The following is a 21577-nucleotide window of genomic DNA, read 5'->3' as shown; positions in this document are numbered from 1 at the left end:
GGGGCGGGCGGCCCCCCCCCCTCTCTCTTTCAAATCACAGTCGGCTGTCAACGGTTGCCGAAGTGGTCGCGGTCGGCACCCTGAGGCGCCGACTTCTGCACGTCGCGCGACGAGTTCAGCAGCTTGTAGACAGGCGAGTCAGTGCCGATCGACGACGTAGGGGTGGTATCGACCGCCGGGGCCGGCTGGTTGACGCCACTGTTGTTGTAATTGTCGCTGCCCGCAAAAGCAGCGCCGGAAACGGCCAGCAGGGCGGCCGTGGCAAGAACGATCTTCTTCATTTCAGTGCTCCTGAATCGTGTGGTCCGACCGATGCGGCGGGCGAGCCCGCCGCCGGTTCAAGTCGACCGTTAGTTGTTGCCGAAAAGGTTGTGGTCGGCGCCCGTCGTGGCAGGCTGCTGGGTGGCCGGCGCAGACTGGCGGACCGCAGCCGTGTAGGACGAGTCGACCTTGGCCGCCGCCTGATTGGCTTCATTCGGGTTGTAATGGTCGCTACCAGCAAAGGCGCTGCCAGAAATTGCCAGAAGGGCTGCGGCAGTGAGAACAATCTTTTTCATTTTTGCTACTCCAGTATCTTTATTCAGTCCGTCTAGCGGCGTGTCTTGGGAGTGAAATCGCGTCGTTCGGACAGCGCTGATTTGGGTGAGCCGACGGTCGGATTCCAATCACGAAGTTTTTCCATCTGGACCATGATTCGGCATCTTGAAGTTTTGATAAGCATGCCTATGACTTTATTTTTATCACATTTAATCAATGACTTATGTAAATTTGACCGTTGGCTCACCAAATGTATCGGAGCGCCAACGTTCACAGCGTCCTGCACGCACCGTCAACAGAAACGAACCGTTCAGTTCGATTTTAGAATCTCCTAATAGTCACTTTTCGATACTATTAACCATCATACCCCCGTTCCACAGACCGATTCGGCCGGCTCTATGACCGTGTTCAGACTGCAGGCCAGCGGGTATTCGCGCCGGGAGGGTCGCGGTCGTCCTGCTTGTGGGTGCCGTAATCGGGGCTCGAACCGCGAGTTGAACGCCAAAATGGTCGAGATGGCGCCGTTATGGCTTGCCTTGCCAAGCAAGGATCGAGTGTTTACAGGCGTTGTCCAGGGGTCAGGGCAACGATACGACCGGCGCAGCCGCCGGCCGGAATTGCAGAGCGGGGGTCAAGAACATGCCTCTTTCCGACGTCTACGCCGTTGCGAGCCGGGACATCGTTTTCGAATCCTTCGATGGCGAAGCTGTCGTGCTCGACCTCTCCAACGGCAAGTATTTCGGCTTCTCCGATTCCGGCAGCAAAGTGTGGCAGGCGCTGTCCTCAGGTGTCGGCACCGAAGCGCTGATCCGATCGGCCGCTGGCAGGATCGACGCCGCCGCGATCGAGGCATTCATTACGCAGCTGGTCGAGTTCGGGCTGCTGGCGCCTTCCAGCGCAACGCCGCTGCCGTCATCCGACGATTTGCCGGCGGCGCTGGCGGCGGCGAGCGAACCGCTCACCGTGAGCGTCCATGACGATCTTGCCGACTTGATCATCGTCGACCCGATCCACGAAGTCGAGGAGCCGCTCGGCTGGCCGGCTGTCAAGCAGGTTTCCTGAACCGGCGAAGGGTCAGGGCGGCCGGAACAGACCATGCCACATGTGACGCTCGAGACCCTGCCGGACTATGCCCGCTTTCTCATCGCCGCCGCCGAAGGCGCGGCCGGGCAGTTTCCGGTCCAGCGTACTATCCGCCTGCCGGGGCTGGAATTGATCGCGCATCTCGATCCCGGCGCGCTCGCGGATGCCCTTGGCCAGGCCTTCATCGAAGCCGAAGGCGATCCGCGGGACTCTCGCCAATGCCGTGTCTTCATCGGCCATCCAGGCATCGGCGACATGCCGGAACCGGCAAGCTGGGGCGATGCGCATTTCACCGAGCACGGCTTTGCCCGGAAACTCGCCGAGGCAGGGCTGCGCGGCCATCATTACCACGATCTGGATTTCTGGCAGGTCTACGATCCCGCCCGACGGATCGGCGTCCAGTTGATGCGGTCTCCCGACGCGTTTCCGCCTTGGGAGCAGGGGTCGCCGCTGCGCGCCTTCCTGCACTGGGAATACGCTGCGCGCGGCATGCGCCTTGCCCATGCCGGCACGCTGGGCCTCGACGGCAGGGGCGTGCTGCTGGCAGGGGCCGGGGGTGCGGGAAAATCCGGAACCGTCGTAGCAGGACTGCTCAACGGGCTGGACAGCGTCGGCGACGATTACGTGCTGATCGACCTTTCCGGCGGCGTGACGGCGCGACCGCTGTTTTCGATCCTGAAGCAGGATCCGCCGGGTTTCGCCCGGCTCGGGCTGGAAAGGCGGCTGGGAACCGGCCGCCCGCTCAACTGGCAAGGCAAGCATGCCTTCCACATTCACGAGATCGCGCCCCGGCCAGTAGGTGAGAGTCTGGACATTTGCGCGTTGCTGGTGCCACATGTCAGCGGCGGAAAGACAAGTTCGATCGCACCGATTTCGCGCAAGGATGCCATCATCGCGCTGGCGCCGTCCGGCATCGCCCAGATGCCTGGCGAACGCGAAAGCGGTTTTCGCTTCTTCAGCGATCTGACCCGGCTACTGCCATGCTACCGGATTTCACTTGGGTCACGCCCAGGAGAAATCGCCGCTACGATTGCGGATTTCCTTGTCCGGAGCGCCCGGTGAAGTTGAGCGTGATCATGCCTGTCTACAACCGCGAGCGCTATGTCGTTGCGGCATTGCGTTCGCTCATCAGGCAGCGCGACGCCGCCGATCTCGACATCATCGTCATCGATGACGGCTCGACCGACGGTTCGGCCCAAGCGGTGCGCGCGATGATGGACGAAGCGCCTTGCATCCGGCTGTTTCGGCAGGAAAACATGGGCGTGACCCGGGCGCGCAACAGCGGGCTCAGCCGGCTCAAGCCGGAGACGGAACTGGTGTCCTTTCTCGATTCGGACGACATCTCGCCGGCCGGGCGCTTCGCGGCGGATCTGGACCTTTTCAGGCGCGATCCTTCTCTCGAGCTCACCTATTCCAGGATGATGCTGGTCGACAGGATCGACGACGAGACGCTGGAGCCGACCCGCGACAGCACCAGCATCACGGTTCGCGGCATCCATCTCTCGGCGGCGATCTTCTCGCGCCGTCTGGTCGACCGGATCGGCGCTTTCGACGAGGACTTCGTCCAGGCCGAGGATACGGACTTCCTGCTGCGCAGCTTTGAGGTCGGCCCCCGATGCGCGCTTCCGGACACGCTGGCGCTTTATTACCGGCGGCACGCCGGCAACATGACAAGGCAGCAAGATGTCCAGTCGCGCGAGTTCATGCGCGCGATCTACAAGTCGATGAAGCGGCGCAGGGCCAACCCTTCGCTCAAGCCGATCGAAGGCATCTTCGAACTGAAGAAACTCGCGGACTGGCAGTTCATGTCATGAGCGCATACGGCGTCGTCATTCCGGCCTACAACGCCAGCGCCACGATCGCGGAGACGCTGCGATCGGTGGCGGCGCAGACGTTGCGGCCCGAACTGGTTGTGGTGGTCGACGACGGCTCGACCGACGATCTCGCCGGCGCGATCGGCGGCATCGACCTGCCGCTCAGGCTTTTGCGCCAGGACAATGCCGGACCCGGCAGCGCGACCACCCGCGGCATCGCCGCGCTGTCGACGCCCTTCGTCGCCACGCTCGATGCCGACGACCTTTGGCTGCCTGGAAAGATCGCGGCGCAGCTTGCCCATCTCGAACGGCTTCCCGGCATATCCGGGGTCTTCACCCATATACGCGCCTTCCGCGACGGAGAGCCCGACGCGATGGCCCCGACCGCAACGCCCGGCTGGTCGCGCTCGACGATGCTGATGCGTCGGGAGACCGCGGAGAGCGTCGGCCCGATGGTCGATCCGCCGGGCGGCCGCGGCGAGATGATCGACTGGATCGCCCGCGCGCGGGAAAGCGGTTTTATCCTCGACATGATGCCTGATGTCCTGGCGCTGCGGCGCATCAAGCCGGGGAGCCTGTCCTATGGGCGCGACGCGGCACGCGACCGCGGTTACCTGGAGGTGGCACGCCTGGCCATGCTGCGACGGGCACAAAGCAAAGCCAGTTCCAGCTGATGGCGAAGATCCGTCGCATCGGCAGGCGTTTTCCAGACTATGGCTGGTCCTGGCCGACCGGCTCGCTCGACCAGTTGCTCAAGGCGGCACTTCTGCCCGACGAAGAGGCGGCGCGCCTTTGCGCCGCCGGCTGGCTGAACGAGAACGACATCGACCACGTCTCCTTCCGGGAACACCGGTTGCTTGCCGCGATTTCCGACAGGTTCGGACGCAAGCTTGCCGGCAACGCCGCTTATCCGCGCCTGGTCGGCCTGCAGAAGATGCTGTGGACGAAGTCGCGCATGGCCATGCGCGAGGCCGAGCCCGCACTGAAGGCGATGGTCCATGCCGGCTGCAGGGTGATGTTGATCAAGGGCGCCAGCCGCACCGCGCTCGATGCCGCCGCGCAGCGCGGGCGCGTGGCGCATGACATCGATATACTGGTGCGGCCGGGCGATATGCAGCCGGCCTTCGATGTGCTGCGCGACCGCGGCTGGCAGATCGCCAGCGGTGTTTCCCCGCAATATCTGCGCGCACGGCTGGGATCGCTGCGCTCGATGAATTTCTTCAAGGGCAATTACGGCGACATCGACCTGCATCAGCTTGCCTATGACGGGTCGCAGCAGAACACCGAGGACGACCTCGCCATCTGGCGCCGCGCGATTGCCGCCAAATTCAGCGACGTCAGCGTAGTCGTCCCCTCGGCCGCCGACCGCATCGCGCTCGCCATCGCGCATGGCGGCCTCGACGCACATACGCATAGCGACTGGCTGGTCGATTGCACCGTGGCCATCGAGGGCGGCACTGTCGACTGGACCATATTCCTCGATGTCATCGCCAGGCGCAGTCTCGCCGTCGCCGCGGCGGTGGCGCTTTCCTATCTTGCGCTGGAGATCGGCATCGCTATGCCGGAGGACGTGCTGGCCAAGGTGGTGGACATGGCTGACCGGCGCGGCGCGGCGCGGCTGTCGTCGGTTCTGCAGGCCAAGCCGCGCACCGATTTCGGCGCGCTGACCTGGCTGTCGCGGGGATTTGCAAAACAGTTGCGCCTGCAGCGCAAGAAAGGCCGGCTGAAGCAGACCGAGCCCGACATCGTGTGGCGCGGCAAGTCCGTGAAGACCAAGGCCATAGGCAAGCCTGCCGCATTTGTGCTCTCGCAACCCCTGGATGAACCGCAGGGCGAAGCCAGCGAGATGATGCTCGATCTCATCGTGCGCATCGTCGTCCCGCCGGTCAGGCGACGAATCGAGATGGAGATCAATGCGGGCGACCGGCACGTGGCCCGGCTGCGCTCGATGGCGATCAGCCGCTCCGGCGGGGAGCGGATGCTGCGCTTTCGCGGCAAGGTGAAGCTTGAGCGGGCGGGACGGGCCCTGGTGCTGGAGGCTCGGCCGTCACGCCAGTTTCGCGTCTGGGACAGCGAGCAGGCCGTCGCCAGCTACGGCGCGCTGCCTTTCCAGCTCGTTTCGGCGAAATTCTCTCCGACCGGCTGACATCAGCGCAACAGTCCGGGACGGCTCAAGAGCCTGGGGTAATCAGCTTCAGGGAGGAGAAATAGGTTCGATATCGGCCGATATCGCGGGTCAGAAGTGGAAGATGGCCGACCGCAGCGTGCGCACCAATGAAGAAGTCCGGCAAAACACCAGTCTTTTGTCCTCCTGACCGGTGGTACTGTGTAAATACCTTTCCGGCAAGGAAAAGAGCGGCCCTCGGCATGGGAGCCATTTCAAGACCGGCCGCATCGAGAAAAGCGTCAAGATCCTCGATGCGGGCATAGCGTACGGCGAGCTCGGCATAGACCGCATCGTTGATCAACAATGGTCCGTTGAGGCTCGCCGCCTCAAGCTGAGCAACCGACCAATCTGCCCAGTTTGGATCGCCAGTAACAAGGTCAAGTAGGACGTTGGTGTCGATGAGCGTCACGCTTCACCACGCGTCAGCGCCATGATCGCGTCGGTCGTAAGCCCCTCGCCGGCATGGCCGCGCAACTTGGCGAAGCGGCCCGCCGTTTGCTTTCTGTCGACACGAGCAAGCACTACGCTCCCATCGGCGGCGCGCCGGAAATCGACCCTGCTTCCCGGGACGATCCCCAACAGATCGCGGACCGGTTTTGGAATGGTGACCTGTCCTTTTGACGTAACGGTGGTGGCCATCTTCGCTCCTCAGTAATACCAATTGTAAGCAAGGTATTACCTTTCGGTCGAATTTCAACGGGCTTCTGTCAAACTCCATAGCGCTCGGTGCGGATAATCCCCGCCGGAACGCCGGCGCCAATCAGGGCATCAGCGGCGGCCGAGACGAAGGCGTTCGAGCCGCAGACATAGGCGAGCCTCGGTGCCTTCGGCAGGCGCTCGACGGCCTGCACCATCATGCGGGCGTCGACGCGCCGGGAATAGTCGGACGGCCGCCTCGCCGGCTCGCGGGTCAGCGTCAGCACCAGATCGAAACCGTCGCGGCGATCGTCGAGACCGATCAGCTCGTCGCGGAAAATCACCTCGTTCCAGACCCGGGCCGAGAACACCAGCGCAACGGGCACCGCTTTGTTGCGCAGCGTGCGATGGCGCACCATCGCCATCAGCGGCACGACGCCCGAGCCGCCGCCTACCAGAAGGATCGGTCCGCCGTCGCTCTCCTCCCAGATGAAATGGCCGCCCAGCGGCCCGCGCAGCTCGATCTCGTCGCCGACGGCAGCGACATCGTGGAAGAAGGGCGAGACCTCACCGTCGTCGAGCCGCTCGATCGCGAGCTCGATGCCGCCACCCGGCGCCGAGGCAATAGAATAGGAGCGGCGCGCCTGATAGCCGTCCGGCGCCGTCAGCCGGACGTCGACATGCTGTCCGGCCAGATGGGCGAAGGGCCGCGACGGCTGGAACCAGAAGCTGGTGACGCGTGGCGTGCGCTTTTCGATGCGGGTGATCGTGGCTGCCTGCCAGGGCGATTGCGGCGACGGCTCGGCACTCATCGATTGCTGCTCACAAATCGCCCCTCACGGGTCACTGGAATAGCGCTGCTCGCGCCAAGGGTCGCCATACATGTGATAGCCGCGCAGCTCCCAGAAGCCCGGCTCGTCGCGCTCGGTGAACTGCAGCCCGTTCACCCATTTGGCCGATTTCCAGAAATAGAGATGCGGCACCAGAAGCCGGGCCGGCCCGCCATGGTCGGGCGTGATCGGCTTGCCTTCGTAAAGCAGCGCCACCATCGCCTTGCCGGTGATGAGGTCCTTGGTCGGCACATTGGTGGAATAGCCGTCAAACGACAGCGCCAGCGTGTAGGCCGTCGGCGGCTCGATGCCGGCATCGGCGAGGATGTCGTCGATCATCACGCCCTGCCAGGACGTGTTGAACTTGGTCCAGGCCGTCACGCAATGGATGTCGCGCGTCATCTTGCTTTGCGGCAGGGCGTTGAATTCGGCCCAGTTCCATTTCTTGATCGGCTTTGGCCCCTGCTTCAAGGTGAAGGACCAGTCCTCGGTGCGGACCCGCGGCGTCGGCCCGGCCGAGAGAACCGGGAAACCTTGTTCCAGGTACTGGCCCGGCGGGATGCGCGCGTCGGCGTCGGAAGGAGGACGCCGTCCGGAAAAAAAGCCGCGCGTGACCATCGAGACGCCTCCTGCACCGGTGGAAGGATGCGGCGAGTGTTCTCGAATATACCTCTACGGGCAACAAGAATCTTGGCGACCCGCCTTGCAACAGGCAGGTCGCCACGACGTCGTCAGCCGGCCGCGAAAGGCACTGCGACGAAGATCTGCTGGTCGCCGCGATCGACAAGCAGCAGCACCGACTTCTTGCCCGACTTGGCTGCCTCGGCGATCGCCTGGTTCGCCTGTCTGGCGTTCTTTACGGGCGTCTGGTCGACGCCGATGATCACGTCTCCCGGCTGGAGGCCCGCCGCCGAAGCCGCCTTGTCCGGATTGACACGCTCAATCACGGCGCCGTGCTGGTTGTCGGCAAGGTTGAGCTCCTGCCGGATATCGGGAGTGATATCGGTCAGCCCGAGGCCGAGCGACGGCACGCCCTGGCCCGCTGACGGCTTGCCGCCTTCGCCATTCGAGGCGGTCTGCACCTCGTCGGTGTTGCGGCCGACGTCTGCGGAGACCTGAACCGCCTTGCCCTTACGCCAGATGTCGACGGTTTCCTTGTTGCCGGGCGGGACATCTGCGACGGCGCGCGACAGGTCCTTCGGATCCTTGATCTCCTGGCCGCCAAAGCCGGTGATCACATCCCCGACTTCAATGCCCGCCTTGGCCGCCGGCGAGCCCGGCGTGACCGACGAAACCAAGGCTCCGGCAGGATGGTCGAGGCCGATGGCGCCGGCAACATCCGGAGTGACCGGTTGGATCTGCACACCGAGATAGCCGTATTCGATGTCGCCGCCCTTCATCAGCTTGGCCACGACTTTCTGGGCCTGATCCGACGGGATGGCGAAGCCGACGCCGACGCTGCCGCCATTGGGCGAGTAGATGGCGGTGTTGATGCCAATCACATTGCCATGGATGTCGACCAGCGGACCGCCCGAATTGCCGTGATTGATCGGCGCGTCGATCTGAATGAAATCGTCGAACGGCCCGCTATGGAGATCGCGGCCGCGCGCCGACACGATGCCGGCGGTAACCGTGGTGCCGATGCCGAATGGGTTGCCGATCGCCAGCACCTGGTCGCCGGTCATCAGCTTGCTGGAATCGCCCCACTTGACGGTCGGCAACGGCTTGTCTGCCTTGATCTTGAGCACAGCCAGGTCATGCTTCGCATCGTGGCCGACAAGCTTGGCCGGAAGCTCGGTGCCGTCGTCGAGCGTCACCTTGATCGAGCTGGCGCCGTCGATGACATGGTTGTTGGTTACGATTGTGCCATCCGCGCTGACGATGAAGCCGGAGCCGAGCGCCTCGCTACGTGGTGCCCGCTGAGGGGGCGTCTTGGGCATCGGCATGCCCTGGTCGCCGAAGAATTGCCGGAAATAGTCGTCGAAAGGCGAGTTGCCGTCGAAGGGCGAACCCTCGCTCATGGCGTCCGGCTGGCCCTTCATCATTGTCGTGACTGTTACGACTGCCGGCTTTGTGGTGGCAACGATGGGAGCGAAGGAGCCGTTAGGCGCGGTAACGCCGGCGGCGGGAGTTTGCGTGGTGGCGACGGCGTTGCTCAATCCGGCGTTGTTCGTGCTCTCGGCAAAGGAACCAATAACGGGAGAAATGATCAGCGCAGCGCCCAACAGGGCCGCGACGCGATGTCTGCGAAGAATGTTCATGGGTGACATGGTCGTTTCTGTCCGGGCGAGAGGTTGATCGGGCACCCCGGATGTGTCTCGAAGCACGCATCCGTTGGCGTGTCGGCGACCGGGATTGCCTGCCTCGCCTTGCATGGCAGCCGGCCGGATCGACAATCAGGATTTAGGGTGCGGAATGGCCTGAATCAGGGCCTTTGGATGACCTTACGAAGATTTAATTCAGAGAGCGCTTACGAACCGCTCTCTCCGACGCAGATAAGCGGAGGCGATCTCACGCATTCGCTGGCCGGTAAAACTCGGGCCATGGCCGCCATGGCCGATGCGGATCGGCAGGTCGAGCAGGCGCCGCATGGTGCGGCAATAGGCCGTGCGGTCCGAATCCGGCAGATCGTCGATCAGCATGCCGTCATAGATGGCATCGCCGGCGAGGAAGAGGCCATCGGCCTCGTCGAAAAGCGCGATCGAATCCGGCGAGTGTCCAGGCAGATGCAGCACACGGAATTTGCGGTCGCCGAGATCGACGATGTCGCCTTCGTCGAGCGCACGCGTCAGCGGTGCTGACGGAATCCGGTAATCGGCCGCCTTCCAGTCCGGCGCCGGCAGTTTCGAGACGGCGCCGTCGAGATTGTGGAACATGTAAGCGTAGGTGACGGCATCATCCATGGCGTCGAACCGCGGCGCGCTCATCTTCGGGCCCAGGCGCAGCGGGAATTCATGCAGCGAGCCGACATGGTCGAGATGGATGTGCGTGGCGACGACGATGAGCGGCTTGCCGGGCGGCGTGTCGATCTCAGGCGCCAGCGGACGGATGCCCATGCCTGTGTCGACCAGCAGATCCGCCTCGCGGCCCTTCAGATGCCACATATTGGCGCGCACGAAATCATGCACGAAAGGCTCGGTCAGCATCGTCGTGCCGGCATCGACTTTCGCCTTGCCGAACCAGTCGCCAACCTCAAGCTCGGGCATCGAGCCGCCGCCCATCAGATGAACGGCTTGCCGACCTTGTATTTTTCCGGCACCAGCCGCTTCAGGTAGGCCATGCCGGCTTCCGAAAGCTGATTGGCGTCCGGCTTCATGAAATCGTCGGGCATGTGGCGGGTCTTGCCGGCCACCGCCTTCAGCGGCACCTTCTTCAACACCGTCTTCGACCCGTCATATTGCAGCGCGACCGAGCCGCCGCCTTCGCCTGCGACAGCAACCGCGAAAGCGCCGGCGTCGAAGGCTTCCTTGGCGTCCACGGCGCTGATCGCGCCGACGTAACCGCGCGGCATGTAGCCTAGCGCGTCGACCCGCGCGCGCTTGCCGGGCAGGCCCTCGGCCAAGGCCCGTTCGAGCGCCGCCGGCAGGTCGCTGCCCGACAATTTGACGTTGCCGTGCTGATCGCGCTCCAGCTTGTCCGGCGGCACCAGGCTTTCGACCAGCGCCTTGCCGTCGGCAGTGCTGACGCCCTCCGAGACGGCGACGATGCAGCGCTTGTGGCGGTCCAGCTTTTCGCGCACTTCCTCGATGAAGCGCTTCGCCGAGAAGGCGCGCTCCGGCACGTAGATCAGATGCGGTCCGCTGTCGGGATCGAGCTGCCATGCGGCCGCGGCGGCGGTCAGGAAGCCGGCATGCCGGCCCATGACGATGCCGACATAGATGCCGGGCAGGGCGCGGAAATCGAGGTCGACGGAGAGGAAGGCGCCGGCGACGAATTCGGCCGCCGAGATGAAGCCCGGCGTGTGGTCGTTCTCCTCGAGGTCGTTGTCGATGGTCTTGGGCGCATGCACGAAGGCGATCGAGCCGCCGGCGGCATCGGTCAGGATCTGCTGCGTGCCCGACGTGTCGTTGCCGCCAATATAGATGAAGGCGTCGGCGCCGGCCTTTTTCAGGCCGTTGAGGATGACCTCGCAATAGGCGGCGTCCGGCTTATCGCGGGTCGAGCCGAGGGCGGCGCTCGGCGTGCCGGCAATCAGCCGCAACCTGTCCTCGGGGATGGCGGAGAGATCGACATAATTGCCGTCGCGGATGCCGCGCACGCCATGGAGCGAGCCCAGCACCTTGGCGCCTGGATGACGCTTGCGGATTTCCAGCGTGGCGCCGACGACCGTCTGGTTGATGACGGCGGTCGGGCCGCCGCCCTGCGCGATGACGAAGGTTCCAGACATGTTTTTTCTCTCCCAAAGCGAAGGTTTGCAAGCACCTTGGCCTGTCTTGCGACATCGCGCAACGGAAGAAACCTGGCGGCTAGGCCTCAGTTGACGCGGACCAGCTTTCCGACCACGTCTGCGAGGCGCTACCGGCCTTTAGGTCCGGTGGGCATTGTTGTTTTTGATCCACTCTTCGATAATTTCTCGATCCTGATCATCATCCGCGCTGGTCACGGGAACTCGCTGAACGATCAGGACTGGAAGATAGTCAAACTCTGGTAAATAGCCTCGGGCGCGGTACTCGTCCTCGCTTATCCGCTCGCCCACTCCTTCACTACTGACCCATGCGGAATTGGGCGCGCCGTCAGTTCCAATCCTTCGGTGAATTCCAACAACATCTTTCCGCATGACGTGCCTGCTTGCTTTCCGACATGCATACACGAATCCGGCTTTTCAGACCACGACGACCGGGTTCTTCTTGGAAACGCGGCTGTAGAGGTCGATGATGTCCTGGTTGATCAGGCGCACGCAGCCCGACGACATGGCCTGGCCGATGCTCCACCATTCGGGCGAGCCGTGGATGCGGTAGCCGGTGTCCTTGCCGTTCTGGTAGATGTAGAGCGCCCGGGCGCCCAGCGGATTGGTGAGGCCGCCAGGCTGGCCGCCTTGCCATTTCACCAGTTCGGGCTTGCGCTGGATCATTTCCGGCGGCGGCGTCCACACCGGCCATTCGCGGCCGTACTGGATATTGGCGCGGCCCGACCAGCGGAAGCCGTCCTTCCCGATGCCGACGCCGTAGCGGATGGCATCGCCGCCCGGCTGGACGAGATAGAGCATGCGCTCCTGCAAGTGGACGACGATGGTGCCGGGCGCCTCGCCGGTCTTGTCGACGACGATCTGGCGGCGGAACTGCGGCTTGACCTTCTGCCACGGCACCTCCGGCACCTGGAAGCCGCCGTCGGTGAGCGAGGCATACATGACGTCCGGGCCGGTGATGTTCTTGTCGACGCTGATCGCCGGACGCATCGGCGGCACGGAACCGGTGACGGTGTTGTCGAGCTGCATTTGCGGCAGGTCGAGCGTGTCGGTGGTGCTGCAGCCTGCAAGGCCGAGCAGCGCCATGGCGCCGGCGCCGGAAAGCATGGCGCGGCGGGAAAGCTGAATTTCGGTATCGATTGCGGCGCCGTTGAAAGGCGGCGTCAGACGTTGCGGCAACTCGCGCATGCACAAACCCTACGCTGCCGGCGGGGGTCCGGCCGGATCGCAGGCATTTTCGCCATTCATCGTTGAAAAAGGGTGAAAGCGCCCGTGCCGGGCTTAACCCTAACGGATCGTTATGGCGGTAGATGAGCCGCCGGCTCGGCGCTGAAGATTTTTCCAACGGCCCCTTTACATTCTCCCCTGCCCCAGGATTTATCCTTTTCTTTGCGCTCAAGGAGCAGGGAAATGTCCTTCGAAAACTGGGCTGCCTTCGCCGCCGCCTCTTCCATTCTTCTCATCATTCCTGGCCCGACGATCCTCCTGGTCGTCTCCTATGCGCTTGGGCAAGGCTGGCGCACCGCACTGCCGATGGCGGTGGGCGTGGCGCTGGGCGACTTCACCGCCATGACGCTGTCGATGCTCGGCATTGGCGCGCTGCTTGCGGCTTCGGCAACGGTGTTCACCATGCTCAAGGTGATCGGCGCCGGCTATCTCATCTATCTCGGCATTAAACTGTTCCGCGCCGGCGGCGCGCTGAAGGCGGAACCGCGCACCGACGCGGTCTCGGCGGCACGGATGATGGCGCATGCCTGGCTGGTGACGGCGCTGAACCCGAAGAGCATCACCTTCTTCGTCGCCTTCCTGCCGCAATTCCTCGACCGGCATGCCGACTTCTGGACGCAGATGCTGATCTTCGAGACGACCTTCCTGACTTTGGCCTTCGCCAATGCCTTCGGCTACGCGCTGGTCGCGTCCAGGGCCAGGGCGATCGTGCGCAACCCGAAGGCGATCCGCATCTTCAACCGCACCGGCGGCACGCTGCTGGTTGGCGCCGGCATCGCCACGGTGGCGATGCGGTCGGCCAACTGAAGCTATGAAGGACGCATTCGGTCTTACCTATTCCGGTGCGACCGAAGCCGGGTTTTCCTCCTACGCCCGCGCTGTGCATGAATTGCAATGCTTCATCGGCGATCCGGTCGGTTCTATCGACCGCGCCATAGCCGATGATCCGACCTTCGTCATGGCGCATGTTTTCAAGGGCTATCTGTTCGGCCTCGCCACCGAGCGGGACGCAATGGCCGTCGCGCGATCATGCCACATGGCGGCGCTGCCGCTCGCCGGCACCACGCGCGAACGGGCGCATGTTGCGGCGCTTGGGCATCTAGCCGATGGCCGCTGGCATGAAGCCGCGCGCATCCTCGAAGACATCGCGATCGACACTCCGCGCGATGCGCTGGCGCTGCAGGTCGGGCATCAGATCGATTTCTTCACCGGCAATGCGCGCATGCTGCGCGACCGCATCGGCCGGGCGCTGCCGGCCTGGCAGAAAGGCATGCCGGGCTGCCACGCCATTCTCGGCATGCAGGCCTTCGGGCTGGAGGAGATGGGCGATTATGGCCGTGCCGAATCCTTCGGCCGGCAGGCTGTGGAGATCGAACCGCGCGACGGCTGGGCGCAGCATGCGGTCGCGCATGTCATGGAAATGCAAAGCCGGCAACGAGACGGCATCGCCTGGATGCGCGCCAATCCAGATGCATGGACCAAGGAGAGTTTTCTCCAGATCCACAATTGGTGGCATCTGGCGCTGTTCCATTACGATCTCGGCGAAACCGACGAGGTGCTCAAGCTCTATGACGGGCCGATCTATGGCGACCGCTCGACATTGGCGCTCAACATGGTCGATGCCTCGGCGATCCTGTGGCGCCTCGCACTGGGCGGCGTCGATGTCGGCGACCGCTGGGCGGCGCTTGCCGGCAACTGGATGCCAAAAGCCGCCGCCGGCAATTATGCCTTCAACGACGCGCATGCGATGATGGCCTTTGTCGGCGCAGGCCTGGAGGCGCCGGCCAAGACGCTGCTCGAGGCGCAACGCGAAGCGATGCGCGGCGAGGATGACAACGCCGTCTTCACGCGCGATGTCGGCCATCCGCTGACGCTTGCGATCAAGGCCTTCGGCGAAGGCAAATATGACGAGGCCGTGCGACTGATCCGGCCGATCCGCTCGATCGCGCATCGTTTCGGCGGCAGCCATGCGCAGCGCGACGTGATCGACCTGACGCTGATCGAGGCCGCGTTGCGCGCCGGCGATACGGCGCTCGCGCGGGCGCTGACGGCCGAACGGCAGCTCGCCAGGCCCGACAGCCCGCTGTCGGCGCTGTTCTCGCGTCGCGCCGCCGATTTGTCAGAGAATTGACCCGGAGCGGATCTTGTCTTAAAAACTGCCGAGCCAGATTTTTTCGAGATCCGAAAAAATTAATGGCAATGGGAGGAAATCATGTATCTCGGCCTCGACCTGGGCACTTCGGGCGTCAAGGCGCTGCTGATCGACGACGGCCAGAAGGTCATCGGCTCCGGCCATGGCACGCTCGACGTCTCGCGGCCGCATCCCGGTTGGTCGGAGCAGGATCCGGCGCATTGGATCGAGGCCTGCGAGGCAGCGATTGCCGAACTCAAGGCCTCGCACCCGAAGGAGCTTGCCGCGGTCAAGGGCATCGGCCTTTCCGGCCAGATGCACGGCGCCACACTGCTCGATGCCTCGGACAAGGTGCTGCGCCCGTGCATCCTGTGGAACGACACGCGCAGCCATGTCGAGGCGGCCGCGCTCGATGCCGATCCGCGCTTCCGCAAGCTCACCGGCAACATCGTCTTCCCGGGCTTCACCGCGCCGAAGCTTGCCTGGGTAAAGAACAACGAGCCGGCAATCTTCGCCAAGGTGGCCAAAGTGCTGCTGCCAAAGGATTACCTGCGGCTCTGGCTGACCGGCGAGCATATTTCCGAGATGTCGGATTCGGCCGGCACCTCGTGGCTGGATGTCGGCAAGCGCCGCTGGGCGCCTGAATTGCTGGCGGTGACTTCGCTCGATGAAAGGCACATGCCCTCGCTGGTCGAAGGAACTGCCAAGGCCGGCGCCTTGCGGAACGAGCTCGCGTCGAAATGGGGAATCGCGACGGGTATCCCAATCGCCGGCGGCGCCGGCGACAACGCGGCCTCCGCCTGCGGCATGGGCACGGTCGGCGCCGGCCACGCTTTCGTGTCGCTCGGCACGTCGGGCGTGCTGTTTGCGGCGAACGCCTCCTATCTGCCCAATCCGGAAAGCGCGGTCCACACATTCTGCCATGCGCTGCCCGACACCTGGCACCAGATGGGCGTGATCCTTTCGGCCACCGATTCGCTCAACTGGCTGTCGGAGATCACGGCAAAGAGCGCCGGCGACCTGACCGGCGAACTCGGCGATACGCTAAAGGCGCCGGCGGGCGTTACCTTCCTGCCCTATCTCTCGGGCGAGCGCACGCCGCACAATGATTCCGCCATCCGCGGCTCGTTCACCGGGCTGGCGCATCAATCGAGCCGGGCCGTGCTGACGCAAGCGGTGCTTGAGGGCGTCGCCTTCGCCTTCCGCGACAGTCTCGAGGCGCTGAAGACGGCCGGCACGACGCTGAGCCGGGTGACCGCGATCGGCGGCGGCTCGCGCTCGCGCTATTGGCTGAAGGCGATCGCCACGGCGCTGGAGGTTCCGGTCGATATTCCGGCCGACGGCGATTTCGGCGCCGCTTTCGGCGCGGCAAGGTTGGGGTTGATTGCCGCGACGGGGGCCGATCCGCTTGCCGTCTGCACTGCGCCGGCGACGGATGCGACGATCGAGCCGGATGCCGGGCTGGGTGGCGCTTTTGCTGATGCTTATCAGAGGTATCGTGCGCTGTATCCGGCGATAAGGGCGATAACTGCGTGAGTGCGCGCGAGGCACCCCCCTCTGGCCTGCCGGCCATCTCCCCCGCAAGGGGGGAGATTGACTGTCACGCGGACCTTCGCCAATCGCCGGCGTTGCAAGGAGAGGCGAGGCCTCGAAGCTGCCAATCTCCCCCCCTGCGGGGGAGATGGCCGGCAGGCCAGAGAGGGGGGCCTCGCATCCCACCTCCCCAGTTCGCCTCACTGCGCCGGCACCTTGTCCAAAAACCCGGTGACGCTCTTCAGGCGGCCGTTCTCGATGACGCCGATGTCGGTGCCTTCGATAACGGATTCCGTGCCTTCCGGCCCAAGATTCCACGAGAAGCGGATCTTGTCCGCGAAACCGTCCGGCTCACCCTTCAGCGAGAAGCGGAAGCCGGCGAAGCGCTGTTGCACGCCGTCTATCAGCGCGGCGATGCCGTCATGGCCGTCGCCCTGCATGACCGGGTCGCGATAGCTGACGTCGCTGGTGAAGGCGGCTTCGAGCAGCGCCTTGCGGCGCTGCGCATCGCTCTCGTTCCAGGCGGCGATGTAGTTGCGGGCAATCGTGTTGAGGTCGGTCATTGTCATGGTCCTTCGTTGGATCGTTTCGACATGACGCTTTTCGCCCAGCAAAAGAGTGAAACCAATTACGCCTGAGGTAATCGGGAAACCATCTCGGAGAGGAAGGAAACCATGAGCAGCGGATTTTTCGGCGACATCAAGACAATCAAATATGAAGGGCCGGATTCGACCAATCCGCTGGCCTACCGCTACTACAACCCCGATGAGGTGGTGGCCGGCAAACGGCTGGAAGACCATCTGCGCTTCGCCGTCGCCTACTGGCATTCCTTCGCATGGCCGGGCGGCGACCCGTTCGGCGGCCAGACCTTCGACCGACCCTGGTTTGCCAAGCCGGGCGGCGTCGACACGATGGAACTGGCCAAGCTCAAGGCCGACGTCGCCTTCGAGATGTTCTCGCTGCTTGGCGCGCCCTATTTCTGCTTCCACGACGCAGACGTGCGCCCGGAAGGCAGGGATTTTTCGGAGAGCGCCGCGCGCCTCGACGAGATCACCGACTATTTCGCCGACAAGATGAAACAGACCGGCGTCAAGCTGCTCTGGGGCACGGCGAACCTCTTCTCGCATCGCCGCTTCATGTCCGGCGCGGCCACCAATCCCGATCCGGATGTGTTCGCCTATGCGGCGGCGACGGTGAAGAGCTGCATCGACGTCACCAAGAAGCTCAAGGGCGAGAACTATGTGCTGTGGGGCGGGCGCGAGGGCTATGAGACGCTGCTCAACACCGACCTTGCCCGCGAGCAGGAGCAGGCCGGCCGCTTCCTCAACCTCGTCGTCGACTACAAGCACAAGATCGGCTTCACGGGCACGATCCTGATCGAGCCGAAGCCGCAGGAGCCGACAAAGCACCAGTATGATTACGACGTCGCGACCGTCTACGGCTTCCTCAAGCGCTTCGGGCTGGAGAAGGAAGTAAAGCTCAACATCGAGCAGGGCCACGCGATCCTGGCCGGCCATTCCTTCGAGCACGAGCTGGCTTTGGCGAATGCGCTTGGAATCTTCGGTTCGATCGACATGAACCGCAACGACTACCAGTCGGGCTGGGACACCGACCAGTTCCCCAACAACGTGCCGGAAATGGCATTGGCCTATTACCAGGTCCTGCAGGGCGGCGGCTTCAAGACCGGCGGCACCAATTTCGACGCCAAGCTCAGGCGGCAGTCGCTCGATCCGGACGACCTCCTGATCGGCCATATCGGCGGCATGGATGCCTGCGCACGCGGCCTCAAGGCGGCGGCAAAGATGATCGAGGACAAGGCGCTGTCCGGCCCGCTCGCCGAGCGCTATGCCGGCTGGAACACCGCCGAAGGCAAGGCGATGCTTTCGGGCGAGCGCACGCTGGAGGAGATCGCCGAGCGCGTGGTGAAGGAGAAGATCGAGCCGCAGCCGCGCTCCGGCCGGCAGGAGCTGCTGGAGAACATCGTCAACCGCTACGTCTGATCGCTCAGGCGGGAAGCCCGAGCATATAGCATTCGCGCGGGGCAGAACTTCACGACAAGGTTTTGCCCCGAGCCGCCCCTCAATCGCCCCGCTCTTGCCTTCAAACAGCCGTCACGGAACTCGTATAAACGTGGCTCCTGTGGCGGGTGAAGAAGAAGGAGGCGAACCGATATGCAGCACGAACGCGAGATCGACGCCCTGCTTTCGTCCGGTGAAACCGGATCGATCATCGACCGGCTGATGGCGTTGCCGCATTCAAAAGACGGCGGCCGCAAGACAAATGAATGGGACCGCGCGGTCGCCGCGCGGTTGGAAACGGCGTTGGCCAAGAGCATGCGCACGCGCATCGTCGGCGAAGGCCGCGACGCCGCCTGACAATTCCCGTGATTTGACGAAAAGAGGTGGCTTCTCCATCCTGCACCGATGATACGCGCGGTGCTGCTTGACCTTGTGGGTGTCGTCTATGATGGCGATACCCCGATCGCAGGAGCCGTGACCGCGGTCGGGCGTTTGCGCAAGGCCGGCCTGCCGCTCCGCTTTGTCAGCAACACGACACGCTCGCCGCGCAGCAAGATCGTCGCGCAACTTGCCGCCATGGGCATCCAAGTTGCGGATGAAGAATTGCTGACGCCGGCGCTCGCTGCGATCGAATGGTTGCGCAGACATGGCCGCGAGCCGCGTCTGCTCGTCCATCCCGATCTCGAAGCAGAGTTTTCGGGCCTGGAGGGAGGAAGCGGCAAGGCGGTTGTCGTAGGCGATGCCGGCGAGGCGTTCGGCTACGCCAGTCTCAACCGTGCTTTCCGCGCGTTATCCGCCGGCGCCGATTTTGTGGCCTTGGCCACCAACCGCACCTTCAAGGATGCCGACGGCCAGCTCAGCCTTGACGCCGGCGCCTTCGTTGCGGCCCTCGAATTCGCCAGTGGCCGAAGCCCTGTCGTGCTCGGCAAGCCGTCGGCGGATTTCTTCCTTTCGGCGCTCGCCGATTTGAACTGCGCTGCGGCCGATGCGGTCATGGTCGGCGACGACGCGGAGAGCGATGTCGCCGGCGCGCTCAGCGCCGGTCTTGGCGCGGCGCTGCTCGTGCGGACAGGCAAGTACCGTCCTGGCGACGAAACGCGCTTCGATCCGACGCCCACTGCCGTGGTCGACGATCTGGCGGCAGCGGCCGACTGGATAATCAGCCGCGCCGCAGCCTGACCGGCGCCTCGCCGAACGCCCTGGAGAACGCTCTGGAAAAGGCCGCTGCGGACGAAAAGCCGGTACGCCCGGCAATATCGGCCATGGCGATGCGCGTATCGACCACAAGGCGGCGGGCGGCGCTGAGGCGCAGCCTCAGATAATAGGCGCCGGGCGTCTCGCCGATCGACTTGCGGAAGATGCTTTCCAGCGTGCGCGCCGTCACGCCGGCGCGCTTGGCCACGGCGTCGATCGTGAGCGGCTGGTCGACATGCGCTTCCATCAGCCGGATCGCTTGGGCAAGCCGCGGATCGTAGCCGTCGAGCCGGCCAAGCGAGACCAGCGGCTGCGCGTCGGTCGCGGCGCGCGCCTGATCGTAGATGAAGACGCTCGCCACATCGAGCGCGGCGGCCATGCCGAGCCGGGTGCGGATGAGATGCAGCATCAGGTCGAAGGTTGGCGAAGCGCCGCCGGAGGTGAAGACCGGCCCGTCGATGACATAGCGGTCCGGCCGCACATCCACGCCCGGAAAGGCGGTCGAGAAATCCTCCATGTCTTCCCAATGCGTGGTGGCGCTGCGGCCCTCGAGCAGGCCGGCGCGCGCCACCAGCCAGGTTCCCGCCTCGACACCACCGCAAGCGCGTGCAGCGCGCGCTGCCCTGCGCAGACCCGCGAGCAATGCCGACGTGGCGTAGTTCTGCGTGCCGAAGCCCGCGACGACAACCAGCATGTCGGTGGCCTCGGCCGCGTCGAAGCGGCCGCTGACGGCCACGGGGAGGCCGCATGTCGTCACCGGCGCCTCGCCGGTGACCGAGACCAGCTTGAAATCGAACAGCGTCTCGCCTGAGATGCGGTTTGCTGCGCGCAGCGGGTCGACCGCCGAAGCTACGCACATGATCGAGGACCCCGAGAACACGAGGAGCGTAACCTTGAGCCTTTCGCGCTCGGACCGAAAGATGGTCGGCTTTTCGCTTTTGATCATGGGAGCTTCGTAAAACGCAAAACAGTTTCCGGCAAGTCGGGCATTCTTGCTGAATTGCCGTGCATGCCGTGCCGCTATCGGCTCCCGCTTCTGGGTGGCATGCATGGCCGATCGAATCTGGGAGGATCAAGATGCCGCTTGCGATGAACCGCGAGGTCTTCATTACCTGTGCCGTGACCGGCTCTGGCGGCACGCAGGACCGCAGCCCGCATGTGCCGCGCTCGCCCAAGCAGATCGCCGATTCGGCGATCGACGCCGCCAAGGCGGGTGCGGCGATCGTCCATTGCCATGTGCGCGACCCCGAGACCGGCAAGCCGAGGCGCGACGTGCATCTCTACCGCGAGGTGACCGAGCGCATCCGCGAAGCAAACGTCGACGTGGTGCTGAACCTCACCGCCGGCATGGGTGGCGACATGGTGTTCGGCTCGCCGGAAGCGCCTTTGCCGCTCAACGAGAAGGGCACCGACATGGGAGGCGCCACCAACCGCATGGAACATGTGCGCCAGTGCCTGCCGGAGATCTGCACGCTGGATTGCGGCACGATGAATTTCGCGGAGGCCGACTATGTGATGACCAACACGCCGGGCATGCTGCGCGCCATGGGCGGCATGATGACGGCGCTGGGCGTGAAGCCCGAGATCGAGGCCTTCGATACCGGACATCTGTGGTTCGCCAAGCAGCTGGTCGAGGAAAAGGTGCTCGACCCGGACGCGCTGGTGCAGCTCTGCATGGGCGTGCCATGGGGCGCGCCGGACGACCTCAACACCTTCATGGCGATGGTCAACAACGTGCCCTCGACCTGGAACTGGTCGGCCTTCTCGATCGGCCGCAACCAGATGGCCTATGCGGCGGCGGCCGTGCTTGCCGGCGGCAATGTCCGCGTCGGCCTGGAGGACAATCTGTGGCTCGACAAGGGCGTGCTGGCGACAAACGCGCAGCTGGTCGAGCGCGCGGCCAGCATCGTCACCAATCTCGGCGCGCGTATCCTGGGGCCCGAGGAAGTGCGCAAGAAGCTCAGCCTGACCAAGCGGGCGCCGATCGCGGCCGCGGCGTAAG

At 64.3% G+C, this 21577-nt stretch carries 25 protein-coding genes; 12 read left to right on the top strand and 13 right to left on the bottom strand.

Annotation, left to right across the window (positions count from 1 at the left end; genetic code table 11):
• Window positions 1–47: 47 nt before the first annotated feature.
• Together LB515_RS24745 and LB515_RS24740 are read right to left on the bottom strand one after the other, a co-directional pair.
• Window positions 48–281, bottom strand: a complete 234-nt coding sequence (locus LB515_RS24745; protein ID WP_095768186.1) for a DUF680 domain-containing protein — start codon at window positions 279–281, stop codon at window positions 48–50.
• Between the two features lie 69 nt (window positions 282–350).
• Window positions 351–557 carry a DUF680 domain-containing protein gene (locus tag LB515_RS24740; RefSeq protein ID WP_095768185.1) on the bottom strand — a complete coding sequence of 69 codons (207 nt, stop codon included), beginning with the start codon at window positions 555–557 and terminating at the stop codon, window positions 351–353.
• A gap of 619 nt (window positions 558–1176) precedes the next feature.
• Here LB515_RS24740 and LB515_RS24735 point away from each other — a divergent pair.
• From LB515_RS24735 to LB515_RS24715, 5 genes are read left to right on the top strand one after another with little or no spacing between them, the layout of a single operon-like run.
• On the top strand, window positions 1177–1599 hold the full coding sequence (locus LB515_RS24735; protein ID WP_224531766.1) for a PqqD family protein: 423 nt from the start codon (window positions 1177–1179) through the stop codon (window positions 1597–1599).
• Window positions 1600–1632: 33 nt separating this feature from the next.
• A complete protein-coding gene (locus LB515_RS24730; protein WP_224709261.1) occupies window positions 1633–2682 on the top strand; it encodes a serine kinase in 1050 nt (349 codons plus the stop codon).
• Entirely contained in the window at window positions 2679–3434 is a 756-nt protein-coding gene (locus LB515_RS24725; protein WP_224709260.1) for a glycosyltransferase family 2 protein, read from the top strand. Before LB515_RS24730 ends, LB515_RS24725 begins: the two co-directional genes overlap by 4 nt.
• Window positions 3431–4108, top strand: a complete 678-nt coding sequence (locus LB515_RS24720; RefSeq protein WP_224709259.1) for a glycosyltransferase family 2 protein — start codon at window positions 3431–3433, stop codon at window positions 4106–4108. The genes LB515_RS24725 and LB515_RS24720 overlap by 4 nt, the downstream gene beginning before the upstream one ends.
• Window positions 4108–5580, top strand: coding sequence for a nucleotidyltransferase family protein (locus tag LB515_RS24715; protein ID WP_224709258.1), 1473 nt, complete (start codon window positions 4108–4110; stop codon window positions 5578–5580). Before LB515_RS24720 ends, LB515_RS24715 begins: the two co-directional genes overlap by 1 nt.
• Window positions 5581–5605: 25 nt before the next feature.
• Here the strand turns inward: LB515_RS24715 and LB515_RS24710 are convergent, their stop codons facing one another.
• The 9 genes from LB515_RS24710 to LB515_RS24670 all read right to left on the bottom strand — a co-directional run bounded on the left by LB515_RS24710 (window position 5606) and on the right by LB515_RS24670 (window position 12579).
• A complete protein-coding gene (locus LB515_RS24710) occupies window positions 5606–6010 on the bottom strand; it encodes a type II toxin-antitoxin system VapC family toxin (RefSeq protein ID WP_224709257.1) in 405 nt (134 codons plus the stop codon).
• Window positions 6007–6240, bottom strand: a complete 234-nt coding sequence (locus LB515_RS24705; protein WP_224709256.1) for an AbrB/MazE/SpoVT family DNA-binding domain-containing protein — start codon at window positions 6238–6240, stop codon at window positions 6007–6009. The genes LB515_RS24710 and LB515_RS24705 overlap by 4 nt, the downstream gene beginning before the upstream one ends.
• Before the next feature lie 68 nt (window positions 6241–6308).
• Window positions 6309–7049, bottom strand: coding sequence for a ferredoxin reductase (locus tag LB515_RS24700; RefSeq protein ID WP_224709255.1), 741 nt, complete (start codon window positions 7047–7049; stop codon window positions 6309–6311).
• A 24-nt stretch (window positions 7050–7073) separates the two neighbouring features.
• Complete coding sequence (locus LB515_RS24695) at window positions 7074–7685, bottom strand: sulfite oxidase-like oxidoreductase (RefSeq protein ID WP_224709254.1); 612 nt, start codon at window positions 7683–7685, stop codon at window positions 7074–7076.
• Window positions 7686–7798: 113 nt separating this feature from the next.
• Window positions 7799–9337, bottom strand: coding sequence for a DegQ family serine endoprotease (locus tag LB515_RS24690; protein WP_224531745.1), 1539 nt, complete (start codon window positions 9335–9337; stop codon window positions 7799–7801).
• A 189-nt stretch (window positions 9338–9526) separates the two neighbouring features.
• A complete protein-coding gene (locus LB515_RS24685; protein ID WP_224610165.1) occupies window positions 9527–10273 on the bottom strand; it encodes an MBL fold metallo-hydrolase in 747 nt (248 codons plus the stop codon).
• A gap of 14 nt (window positions 10274–10287) precedes the next feature.
• Window positions 10288–11454, bottom strand: a complete 1167-nt coding sequence (locus LB515_RS24680) for a diphosphate--fructose-6-phosphate 1-phosphotransferase (RefSeq protein ID WP_140844653.1) — start codon at window positions 11452–11454, stop codon at window positions 10288–10290.
• 138 nt (window positions 11455–11592) lie between these two features.
• Window positions 11593–11844 carry a hypothetical protein gene (locus LB515_RS24675; RefSeq protein WP_224709253.1) on the bottom strand — a complete coding sequence of 84 codons (252 nt, stop codon included), beginning with the start codon at window positions 11842–11844 and terminating at the stop codon, window positions 11593–11595.
• A 45-nt stretch (window positions 11845–11889) separates the two neighbouring features.
• On the bottom strand, window positions 11890–12579 hold the full coding sequence (locus LB515_RS24670; RefSeq protein WP_224531778.1) for a L,D-transpeptidase: 690 nt from the start codon (window positions 12577–12579) through the stop codon (window positions 11890–11892).
• Between the two features lie 303 nt (window positions 12580–12882).
• Here LB515_RS24670 and LB515_RS24665 point away from each other — a divergent pair, with 303 nt between their 5' ends.
• The 3 genes from LB515_RS24665 (at window position 12883) to xylB (ending at window position 16366) form a co-directional block, all read left to right on the top strand.
• Window positions 12883–13506: a LysE family translocator gene (locus tag LB515_RS24665; RefSeq protein WP_140844649.1), complete on the top strand. Its 624-nt coding sequence runs from the start codon at window positions 12883–12885 to the stop codon at window positions 13504–13506.
• 4 nt (window positions 13507–13510) lie between these two features.
• The gene (locus LB515_RS24660) at window positions 13511–14830 is read left to right on the top strand and encodes a tetratricopeptide repeat protein (protein WP_224709252.1); all 1320 of its coding nucleotides are present in this window, start codon (window positions 13511–13513) and stop codon (window positions 14828–14830) included.
• Between the two features lie 81 nt (window positions 14831–14911).
• Window positions 14912–16366, top strand: a complete 1455-nt coding sequence (xylB, locus tag LB515_RS24655; protein WP_224709251.1) for a xylulokinase — start codon at window positions 14912–14914, stop codon at window positions 16364–16366.
• 197 nt (window positions 16367–16563) lie between these two features.
• On the opposite strand, the gene LB515_RS24650 is transcribed toward xylB, so the two are convergent.
• Complete coding sequence (locus LB515_RS24650) at window positions 16564–16926, bottom strand: nuclear transport factor 2 family protein (protein WP_224709250.1); 363 nt, start codon at window positions 16924–16926, stop codon at window positions 16564–16566.
• A gap of 111 nt (window positions 16927–17037) precedes the next feature.
• Between LB515_RS24650 and xylA the strand changes: the two genes are divergently transcribed.
• The 3 genes from xylA (at window position 17038) to LB515_RS24635 (ending at window position 19560) form a co-directional block, all read left to right on the top strand.
• Window positions 17038–18363: a xylose isomerase gene (gene xylA / locus LB515_RS24645; protein WP_224709249.1), complete on the top strand. Its 1326-nt coding sequence runs from the start codon at window positions 17038–17040 to the stop codon at window positions 18361–18363.
• Between the two features lie 171 nt (window positions 18364–18534).
• Window positions 18535–18738, top strand: a complete 204-nt coding sequence (locus tag LB515_RS24640) for a hypothetical protein (RefSeq protein WP_095768166.1) — start codon at window positions 18535–18537, stop codon at window positions 18736–18738.
• A gap of 60 nt (window positions 18739–18798) precedes the next feature.
• Window positions 18799–19560: a TIGR01458 family HAD-type hydrolase gene (locus LB515_RS24635; RefSeq protein WP_318012648.1), complete on the top strand. Its 762-nt coding sequence runs from the start codon at window positions 18799–18801 to the stop codon at window positions 19558–19560.
• Here LB515_RS24635 and LB515_RS24630 read toward each other — a convergent pair.
• Window positions 19541–20521, bottom strand: a complete 981-nt coding sequence (locus LB515_RS24630) for a GlxA family transcriptional regulator (RefSeq protein ID WP_224604367.1) — start codon at window positions 20519–20521, stop codon at window positions 19541–19543. The genes LB515_RS24635 and LB515_RS24630 overlap by 20 nt on opposite strands.
• Window positions 20522–20652: 131 nt before the next feature.
• Here LB515_RS24630 and LB515_RS24625 point away from each other — a divergent pair, with 131 nt between their 5' ends.
• A complete protein-coding gene (locus tag LB515_RS24625; RefSeq protein ID WP_224709247.1) occupies window positions 20653–21576 on the top strand; it encodes a 3-keto-5-aminohexanoate cleavage protein in 924 nt (307 codons plus the stop codon).
• Window position 21577: the final 1 nt, after the last annotated feature.

Source organism: Mesorhizobium sp. CA15 (assembly GCF_020165215.1).
Classification (GTDB): domain Bacteria; phylum Pseudomonadota; class Alphaproteobacteria; order Rhizobiales; family Rhizobiaceae; genus Mesorhizobium.
The sequence above is the reverse complement of the archived record's forward strand: the minus strand, read 5'-3'. Positions and strand labels throughout refer to the sequence as shown.

Excerpts from the sequence above, each read along its gene's own strand:
- LB515_RS24745 (WP_095768186.1), bottom strand. The coding sequence starts at position 281 with ATGAAGAAGATCGTTCTTGCCACGGCCGCCCTGCTGGCCGTTTCCGGC.
- LB515_RS24740 (WP_095768185.1), bottom strand. The coding sequence starts at position 557 with ATGAAAAAGATTGTTCTCACTGCCGCAGCCCTTCTGGCAATTTCTGGC.
- LB515_RS24735 (WP_224531766.1), top strand. The coding sequence starts at position 1,177 with ATGCCTCTTTCCGACGTCTACGCCGTTGCGAGCCGGGACATCGTTTTC.
- LB515_RS24730 (WP_224709261.1), top strand. The coding sequence starts at position 1,633 with ATGCCACATGTGACGCTCGAGACCCTGCCGGACTATGCCCGCTTTCTC.
- LB515_RS24720 (WP_224709259.1), top strand. The coding sequence starts at position 3,431 with ATGAGCGCATACGGCGTCGTCATTCCGGCCTACAACGCCAGCGCCACG.
- LB515_RS24715 (WP_224709258.1), top strand. The coding sequence starts at position 4,108 with ATGGCGAAGATCCGTCGCATCGGCAGGCGTTTTCCAGACTATGGCTGG.
- LB515_RS24705 (WP_224709256.1), bottom strand. The coding sequence starts at position 6,240 with ATGGCCACCACCGTTACGTCAAAAGGACAGGTCACCATTCCAAAACCG.
- LB515_RS24700 (WP_224709255.1), bottom strand. The coding sequence starts at position 7,049 with ATGAGTGCCGAGCCGTCGCCGCAATCGCCCTGGCAGGCAGCCACGATC.
- LB515_RS24695 (WP_224709254.1), bottom strand. The coding sequence starts at position 7,685 with ATGGTCACGCGCGGCTTTTTTTCCGGACGGCGTCCTCCTTCCGACGCC.
- LB515_RS24690 (WP_224531745.1), bottom strand. The coding sequence starts at position 9,337 with ATGTCACCCATGAACATTCTTCGCAGACATCGCGTCGCGGCCCTGTTG.
- LB515_RS24685 (WP_224610165.1), bottom strand. The coding sequence starts at position 10,273 with ATGCCCGAGCTTGAGGTTGGCGACTGGTTCGGCAAGGCGAAAGTCGAT.
- LB515_RS24680 (WP_140844653.1), bottom strand. The coding sequence starts at position 11,454 with ATGTCTGGAACCTTCGTCATCGCGCAGGGCGGCGGCCCGACCGCCGTC.
- LB515_RS24675 (WP_224709253.1), bottom strand. The coding sequence starts at position 11,844 with ATGCGGAAAGATGTTGTTGGAATTCACCGAAGGATTGGAACTGACGGC.
- LB515_RS24670 (WP_224531778.1), bottom strand. The coding sequence starts at position 12,579 with ATGCTTTCCGGCGCCGGCGCCATGGCGCTGCTCGGCCTTGCAGGCTGC.
- LB515_RS24665 (WP_140844649.1), top strand. The coding sequence starts at position 12,883 with ATGTCCTTCGAAAACTGGGCTGCCTTCGCCGCCGCCTCTTCCATTCTT.
- LB515_RS24660 (WP_224709252.1), top strand. The coding sequence starts at position 13,511 with ATGAAGGACGCATTCGGTCTTACCTATTCCGGTGCGACCGAAGCCGGG.
- xylB (WP_224709251.1), top strand. The coding sequence starts at position 14,912 with ATGTATCTCGGCCTCGACCTGGGCACTTCGGGCGTCAAGGCGCTGCTG.
- LB515_RS24650 (WP_224709250.1), bottom strand. The coding sequence starts at position 16,926 with ATGACCGACCTCAACACGATTGCCCGCAACTACATCGCCGCCTGGAAC.
- xylA (WP_224709249.1), top strand. The coding sequence starts at position 17,038 with ATGAGCAGCGGATTTTTCGGCGACATCAAGACAATCAAATATGAAGGG.
- LB515_RS24640 (WP_095768166.1), top strand. The coding sequence starts at position 18,535 with ATGCAGCACGAACGCGAGATCGACGCCCTGCTTTCGTCCGGTGAAACC.
- LB515_RS24630 (WP_224604367.1), bottom strand. The coding sequence starts at position 20,521 with ATGATCAAAAGCGAAAAGCCGACCATCTTTCGGTCCGAGCGCGAAAGG.
- LB515_RS24625 (WP_224709247.1), top strand. The coding sequence starts at position 20,653 with ATGCCGCTTGCGATGAACCGCGAGGTCTTCATTACCTGTGCCGTGACC.